General features: G+C 71.0%; 8 protein-coding genes. 1 reads left to right on the forward strand and 7 read right to left on the reverse strand.

The features are described 5' to 3' along the window. Positions 1-159 precede the first annotated feature (159 nt). The 5 genes from Q7F20_RS17105 to Q7F20_RS17125 all read right to left on the reverse strand — a co-directional run bounded on the left by Q7F20_RS17105 (position 160) and on the right by Q7F20_RS17125 (position 3,443). On the reverse strand, positions 160-1,122 hold the full coding sequence (locus Q7F20_RS17105) for a bifunctional riboflavin kinase/FAD synthetase (RefSeq protein WP_305741267.1): 963 nt from the start codon (positions 1,120-1,122) through the stop codon (positions 160-162). A gap of 8 nt (positions 1,123-1,130) precedes the next feature. Next, entirely contained in the window at positions 1,131-1,574 is a 444-nt protein-coding gene (locus Q7F20_RS17110) for a hypothetical protein (protein WP_305741268.1), read from the reverse strand. A gap of 90 nt (positions 1,575-1,664) precedes the next feature. After that, positions 1,665-2,030 carry a hypothetical protein gene (locus Q7F20_RS17115; RefSeq protein WP_305741269.1) on the reverse strand — a complete coding sequence of 122 codons (366 nt, stop codon included), beginning with the start codon at positions 2,028-2,030 and terminating at the stop codon, positions 1,665-1,667. Next, positions 2,027-2,968, reverse strand: coding sequence for a tRNA pseudouridine(55) synthase TruB (gene truB / locus Q7F20_RS17120; protein ID WP_305741270.1), 942 nt, complete (start codon positions 2,966-2,968; stop codon positions 2,027-2,029). Before truB ends, Q7F20_RS17115 begins: the two co-directional genes overlap by 4 nt. A gap of 28 nt (positions 2,969-2,996) precedes the next feature. Next, on the reverse strand, positions 2,997-3,443 hold the full coding sequence (locus tag Q7F20_RS17125; protein WP_305741271.1) for a hypothetical protein: 447 nt from the start codon (positions 3,441-3,443) through the stop codon (positions 2,997-2,999). 22 nt (positions 3,444-3,465) lie between these two features. Here Q7F20_RS17125 and Q7F20_RS17130 point away from each other — a divergent pair, with 22 nt between their 5' ends. After that, positions 3,466-4,389, forward strand: coding sequence for an A/G-specific adenine glycosylase (locus Q7F20_RS17130; protein WP_370871726.1), 924 nt, complete (start codon positions 3,466-3,468; stop codon positions 4,387-4,389). Positions 4,390-4,399: 10 nt separating this feature from the next. Here Q7F20_RS17130 and rbfA read toward each other — a convergent pair whose 3' ends face one another. Next, entirely contained in the window at positions 4,400-4,852 is a 453-nt protein-coding gene (rbfA, locus tag Q7F20_RS17135; RefSeq protein ID WP_305741272.1) for a 30S ribosome-binding factor RbfA, read from the reverse strand. Positions 4,853-4,941: 89 nt separating this feature from the next. After that, positions 4,942-7,010: translation initiation factor IF-2 (gene infB, locus Q7F20_RS17140; protein ID WP_305741273.1), on the reverse strand; the 2,069-nt coding region annotated here is incomplete at its 5' end.

Raw genomic sequence — 7,010 nt, forward strand, 5'->3', positions numbered from 1 at the left:
CCGCGACCGATCGGTCGCGGGGGCTTCGTCGTCCGGGCCGGCGCGAGCACCGCCGGCGTCCGCAGTGTGCGAGGTTCCACGCGCCGTGGGACGCGGATGCCCTCGCACCGAGGCCGGAGCCTCGCGCACTGCGACAAGGGGTCACACTGCGACAAGGCGTCAGACGACGGCGGGGAGGCCCAGGAGTGTCCGGATGTCGCGGTCGTCCTGCCGCATCTGCTCGGCGAGCTCGTCCATCGAGTCGAACTTCACCATGCCCCGCACGTACGAGACGAACAGCACCGAGATCGTGTCGCCGTAGAGGTCGATGTCCACGTCGAGCAGGTGCGCCTCGATCTGCTTCGCCGGCACGCCCTCGAACGTCGGGTTGTTGCCGACGGAGACCGCCGCCGGGTACACCGTGCCGTCGTGCAGCACCCGCGCGGCGTACACGCCGTCGGCGGGGACGAACCCCTCGGACGCCGGGTCGAGGTTCGCCGTCGGGTAGCCCATCGCCCGACCGCGTTCGTTCCCGTGCACGACGACGCTGCGGACGGCGTGTTCACGGCCGAGCAGCCGTGCGGCCTCGGCGACGCGGCCGACCCCGAGGAGTTCGCGGATCCACGTCGACGACACGCGTCGCTCGCCGTCCGGTCGGACGTCGTCGACCAGGTCCACGTCGTCGATGAGCTCGACGCTGAACCCGTGCTGCTCCCCCAGCACGCGGAGGAGCGCGACGTCGCCGGCGCCCTTCGCCCCGAACCGGAAGTCACTGCCCACGAAGACGAGCTTCGCGTGCAGGGTGTCGACGAGGATCTCGGACACGAAGGCCTCGGGCGACTTCGACTGGAGCTCCTGGTCGAACCGGAGCAGCAGGGTCGCGTCGACGCCGACGTCGTCGAGGAGCTCGCGGCGCTGCGCGATGCTCGTCAGGGCGGGCGGGACCTTGCCCGGGTCGATGACGTCGAGCGGGTGGCGGTCGAACGTGACGACCGTGGACACCAGGCCCTGCTCCCGCGCGGCACGTTCGAGGTGCGCGATGACCGCACGGTGTCCGACGTGCACGCCGTCGAACTTCCCGATGGTGACCGCGCTCGGTCCGAACCCCTGCGCCACGTCGGCGGTGTCGTCGTAGTACTGCACGTCGGTCCCTACTCGCCGGCCGGTACGGCGGACGGGGTCGTCTCGGTCGCGGTGGCGGTCCGGTGGTGCTTGCGGAGCCACCAGAGTCCGGCCACCGGCAGCACCAGCGGCGCGAAGGCGTAGCCCATGCCGTAGTACGACCAGATGGTGTCGTCGGGGAACAGCTGCCGGTCGAGGAGCGACAGGGTGCCGATCACGAGCACGCCGGTCATCTCGAAGACGATCGTGACGCAGGCGACGCGGTACCAGGTCCGGCCCGGCACGATCAGGGCGATCATCGCGACGATGTACACGACCGCGGCCACGGCGCTGAGCGTGTACGCGAACGGTGCGAACGAGAACTTCTCGATGATCTGCACGACACTGCGCCCCGTCGCGGCCAGCGCGAGGATGCCGTAGACGGCGATGAGGACGCGGCCGATGCCGGTCGCGAGGGAGGATCTGGTCGCCATTGCACCGATTCTACCGACGGCGGACGACACGGATGACGCACGACGACGAACAGGCGGCCGCAGGCAGTGCGAGCGGGCCGTGCGAGCGGGTCAGTTCAGGGCGAACCAGATCTGGTACATCCGGTAGACCATGACCGCGACCGTGAACGCGCCGGCGCCGAGGACGACCGTGCTCCACTTCGTGCGGTCGATCAGCGCCCAGACGATGGTCGCCGGCGGGACGAGGAGCACCGACACCGCGTACACGCCGAACTCGAGCGCGTTGCCGACCGGCGGGCTGCCCGTCGCCGGCAGGACGAGCGAGATCACGCCCTGCGCGAGGAGCAGGACCTCGATGAGCGCGAGCGACCCGACGGTGTAGTCGTTCGGCTTCCAGCCGATGAACCCCACGACGACCGCGAAGAGCCCGGCGAGCACGGCGAGCACGAGCTGCACCCACATGAACCACTCGATCACGCGCCGGCTCCCGTCGCGGTCGGGAAGTTCGTGATCACCCGGAGCAGGCCGCGTCGCACCGAGACGAGCCCGACGAGTCGGTCGCTCTCGGTCGCGACGGCCGCGACCGGCCCGTCGGTGTCCGGGTGGTCCGCCGCCACACGCTTGCCGTCGGCGAGGTCCTTCGCGGCGGCCGGGTCGAGCGGGACGGACGGGAAGAGCGTACGGGCGACGTCCACCGGTCGGGCGAGCGCGGCGCGGACGTCGACGGACTCGTCCTCGAGGTCGATCGCGTCCTCGACACTGAAGGGCCCGACCTCGGTGCGTCGGAGCGCCGTGAGGTGGGCTCCGGTGCCGAGTGCGGCGCCGACGTCACGGGCAAGCGCGCGGACGTAGGTGCCGGACGAGCATGTGACGACCACGTCCAGGTCGACCACGGGGACGTCGGCACCGTCCACGGACACCACGCGGTCGCCCCGGCCCGTCACGTCGAAGCGCGACACGGTCACGGTCCGGGACGCGAGGACGACGGCTTCGCCCTTGCGTGCGAGGTCGTAGGCGCGGCGGCCGTCGACCTTGATGGCGCTGACGGTCGAGGGGACCTGGGAGATCTGCCCGCGCTGTTCCGCGACGGCGCGCTCGACCGCGGCCTCGGACACGTCGGCCGAGGCGGTGCCGAGGGCGGCGATCGGGGCGCCGTCGGCATCGTCGGAGTCGGTCGACACCCCGAGGCGGATCGTGGCCGTGTAGGTCTTGCCGAGTCCGACGAGGTGCGTCAGGAGTCGCGTGGACGGTCCGATCCCGAGCAGGAGCAGTCCCGTGGCCATCGGGTCGAGGGTGCCCGCGTGGCCGACCTTCTTCAGACCCAGCCGGCGTCGGGCGATCGAGACGACCCGGTGGCTGGAGATCCCCTGCGGCTTGTCGACGAGGAGGATGCCGTCGGGCGCGGTTTCGAGCACCAGAGGAGATTACCAGCGCTCCGGCGGATCAGCAGGCGTCGTTCCACTCACGACGCGGGTGTTCGGGGTCGGTGACGTCGAGGACCGCCGACGCCGCGATCTTCACGTCGGCGCGGCGCTCGAGGCGCCCGGACTCCTGCTCGACCCACAGCGACCAGCGCCAGAGCGCTCGGGCGCCGTGTGCGAGGACGCCGTGTCCGTGCACGACCAGCACACCGGGCCCTTCGCCCGTCGAACGGAACGGCGCGACGAGGTCGGCACGCAGCGCGTCGACGTCCGTCGAGGGTGCCGCGGCAGACAGGGCGGAGACGCCGTGCTGCTCGAAGCCGGCGACGAGGCCGGCGGCGACGCGTTCGAGGTCGACGCCGTCCTGTCCGTCGATGCCGACGACCGTCCGGTTCGTGCCGACCTGTGCGATCACCTCGGCCGCGATCGCGGCCATGGTGTCGGTCTCCTGGGGTGCCCAACGTGCCATGCACCCACCGTAGGCTGTCGTGGTGAACGCGAGTCGTGCCTCCCGGCAGATTGTGGACAACCCGCCTGCGCGACCCGACATCGCGACCCCGCTCGTCGCGTGGTACCGCGCCGAGGCGCGTGACCTGCCGTGGCGCCGCCCCGGCTTCCCCGCGTGGGGCACGCTGGTGAGCGAGATCATGCTGCAGCAGACCCAGGTCGCGCGTGTGGTCCCCCGCCTGGAGGCGTGGCTCACCCGGTGGCCGACGCCTGCGGACCTCGCGGCCTCGCCGCCGGCGGACGCGGTGCGTGCGTGGGACCGCCTCGGCTACCCGAGACGGGCGCTCGCGCTGCACGCGGCCGCGACGGCCATCGCCGAGCAGCACGGCAACGTGGTCCCGCGCGACGTGGACGAGCTCCTCGCGCTCCCGGGGATCGGCGACTACACCGCGCGGGCGGTCGCGGTCTTCGCGTACGGCGACCGCCACCCCGTCGTCGACGTGAACGTCCGGCGGGTCCTCGCCCGGGCGCTGCTCGGCCAGGGCGAGCCCGGCCCGGCGAAGGCGAAGCAGGACCTCCCGCTGATGGAGTCGGTCCTGCCGGACGACCGCGACGACGCCGCGGCGACGAACGCCGCGGTGATGGAACTCGGCGCGCTCGTCTGCATCGCCCGCTCCCCCGCGTGTGACGCCTGCCCGATCGCCGATCGGTGCGCCTGGCGGGCTGCCGGCTACCCGGAGCACGACGGCCCGCGCGCGCCGAAGCAGGCGAAGTTCGCCGGCAGTGACCGGCAGGTGCGCGGGCTCATCATGGCGGAGCTCCGCGCGAGCGACGTGCCGATCACGCGCGACGAGATCGCACTGGTGTGGCCCGACGCCGAGCAGCGGGACCGGGCGCTCGCGTCGCTCCTGCGCGACGGACTGGCCGTCGGGGACGACGCGAGCGGCTACCGGTTGCCCGACGCCTGACCCTGTCGGGTCACGCGCGCGAGTCGCTGGACTCGGCCTCGTCCTCGTCGTCGTGCTTGTACGGGTCGGCGTCGCCGGCGTACTGCGCACCGGCCGAGGCCGCACGCACCTGCGCGTCACGCACCTGGGCCTGGGCGAGCAGGTCCTCCATGTGCGCCGAGGTCTCCGGCAGGGCGTCGGCGATGAACTCGAGCGACGGGGTCAGCCGCGCGGTGATGTTCTTGCCGACCTCGGACCGGAGCATCCCGGTCGCGGCCTTGAGTGCCGCGGCGGAGTCGGCACGCTCCTCGTCGGTGCCGTACACGGTGTAGAAGACCGACGCGTGCTGCAGGTCACCGGTCACGCGGACGTCGGTGATCGTCACGAACCCGAGCCGCGGGTCGCGCAGGCCCTTGTCGAGTCGGCGTGCGACGACTTCCTTGATGCGGTCCGCCATCTTGCGTGCGCGCTGCGGATCGGCCATGGGTGCCTCCTGGGGAGATGTCTTGCTCTGGAACGGGACAGGGCCCCGACCTCCCGTGAAGGAAGCCGGGGCCCAGGGTAGTCACGCGATCAGTCGCGCGGCTTCTCGACGAGCTCGGTGGTCTCGATCTCGTCGCCGACCTGGATGTCGTTGAACTTGCCCAGACCGATACCCGCTTCGAAGTCCGTGCGGACCTCGGTCACGTCGTCCTTGAAGCGACGCAGCGACTCGATGGCCAGACCATCGGCGAGCACCACGCCTTCGCGGATGACGCGCGCCTTGGCGTTGCGCGTGATCGTGCCGGAGCGGACGATGACACCCGCGATGTTGCCGAACTTCGAGGAACGGAACACCTCGCGGATCTCGGCGACACCCGACTGGACCTCTTCGTACTCGGGCTTGAGCATGCCCTTGAGGGACTGCTCGATGTCCTCGAGTGCGTTGTAGATGACCGAGTAGAAGCGCACGTCGATGCCTTCGCGCGCCGCACGCTCGCGGGCCTTGACGTCCGGGCGGACGTTGAAGCCGACGACGATCGCGTTGTCGATCGTGGCCAGGTCGATGTCCGACTCCGTGATCGCACCGACGCCGCGGTGCAGGATCCGGAGCTGCACGCTGTCGTCGACCTCGATGTCCAGGAGCGACTGCTCGAGTGCCTCGACGGCACCGGAGACGTCACCCTTGATGATGAGGTTGAGCGAGTCGACCTTGCCCTCTTCGAGTGCACGGGTGAAGTCCTCGAGCGAGATGCGCTTGCGGGCCTTGGCCAGCTGGGCGTTGCGCTCGGCGGCTTCACGCTTCTCAGCGATCTGACGTGCCGTGCGGTCCTCTTCGGTGACGAGGAACGTGTCACCGGCGCGGGGCACCGAGGACAGACCCTGCACCTGGACCGGACGGCTCGGCGTCGCGGCCTTGACCGCCACGCCGTTCTCGTCGGTCATCGCACGGACGCGGCCGTAGGCCGTACCCGCCACGATGGCGTCGCCGACGTGGAGCGTGCCGGACTGGATGAGCACGGTCGCAACCGAACCACGGCCCTTGTCGAGGCGGGCTTCGATCGCCACCCCGCGGGCGTCCTTGTCGGGGTTGGCACGCAGGTCGAGACCGGCGTCGGCCGTGAGCAGCACCGCGTCCAGGAGGTCCTGGATGCCGATGTTCTGACGGGCCGACACGTCGACGAACATGACGTCGCCGCCGTACTCCTCGGCCACCAGGTTGTACTCGGTGAGCTGCTGGCGGACCTTGGCGGGGTTCGCGCCTTCCTTGTCGATCTTGTTCACCGCGACCACGATCGGCACACCGGCCGACTGCGCGTGGTTCAGTGCCTCGATCGTCTGGGGCATGATGCCGTCGTCCGCCGCGACCACGAGGATCGCGATGTCCGTCACCTGGGCACCACGGGCACGCATGGCCGTGAAGGCCTCGTGACCCGGGGTGTCGATGAACGTGATCGGGCGCTCGACGCCCTCGTGCTCGGTGACGATCTGGTACGCACCGATGTGCTGGGTGATGCCGCCGGCTTCGCCCTCGACGACCTTCGAGTTCCGGATGGCGTCGAGCAGGCGGGTCTTGCCGTGGTCGACGTGACCCATGACGGTGACCACCGGGGGCCGCTGCTGCAGCACCGAGTCGTCCTCGTCGTCCAGCTCCGCCTCGAGGTCGATGTCGAAGCCCTCGAGGAGCTCCTTGTCCTCGTCCTCGGGCGAGACGATCTGGATCTTGTAGCCCAGTTCCTCGCCCAGGACCTCGAACGTGGCCTCGTCCAGCGACTCGGTCGCGGTGGCCATCTCACCGAGGTGGAACAGCACCGTCACCAGGTTGCCGGGGCTCGCGTCGATCTTGTCCGCGAAGTCCGAGATGCTCGCACCGCGACGCAGACGGACGACCGTGTTGCCGTCACCGCGAGGGACCTGCACACCGCCGAGCGACGGCGCCTGCCGCATCTCGTACTCGGCGCGCTTCGTCCGCTTCGACTTGCGGGCACGGCTCTTGCCGCCACCGCGACCGAACGCACCAGCGGTACCACCGCCGGGGCCACGACCGCGACCGCCGCCGCCACCCGGGCGCGGGCCGCTGAAGGCCGGACGCGGGAAGCCGCCACCGGCACCACCGGCACCGCCCGGACGACCGCCGGGGCCGCCACGACCGCCGCCACCCT

Origin of the sequence: Curtobacterium sp. A7_M15, from assembly GCF_030705415.1 — a bacterium.
Taxonomy (GTDB): domain Bacteria; phylum Actinomycetota; class Actinomycetes; order Actinomycetales; family Microbacteriaceae; genus Curtobacterium.

Bases quoted from the DNA above. Each gene is read 5' to 3' on its own strand.
- rbfA (WP_305741272.1), bottom strand. From the start codon at position 4,852: ATGGCCGATCCGCAGCGCGCACGCAAGATGGCGGACCGCATCAAGGAA.
- Q7F20_RS17110 (WP_305741268.1), bottom strand. From the start codon at position 1,574: ATGGCGACCAGATCCTCCCTCGCGACCGGCATCGGCCGCGTCCTCATC.
- Q7F20_RS17125 (WP_305741271.1), bottom strand. From the start codon at position 3,443: ATGGCACGTTGGGCACCCCAGGAGACCGACACCATGGCCGCGATCGCG.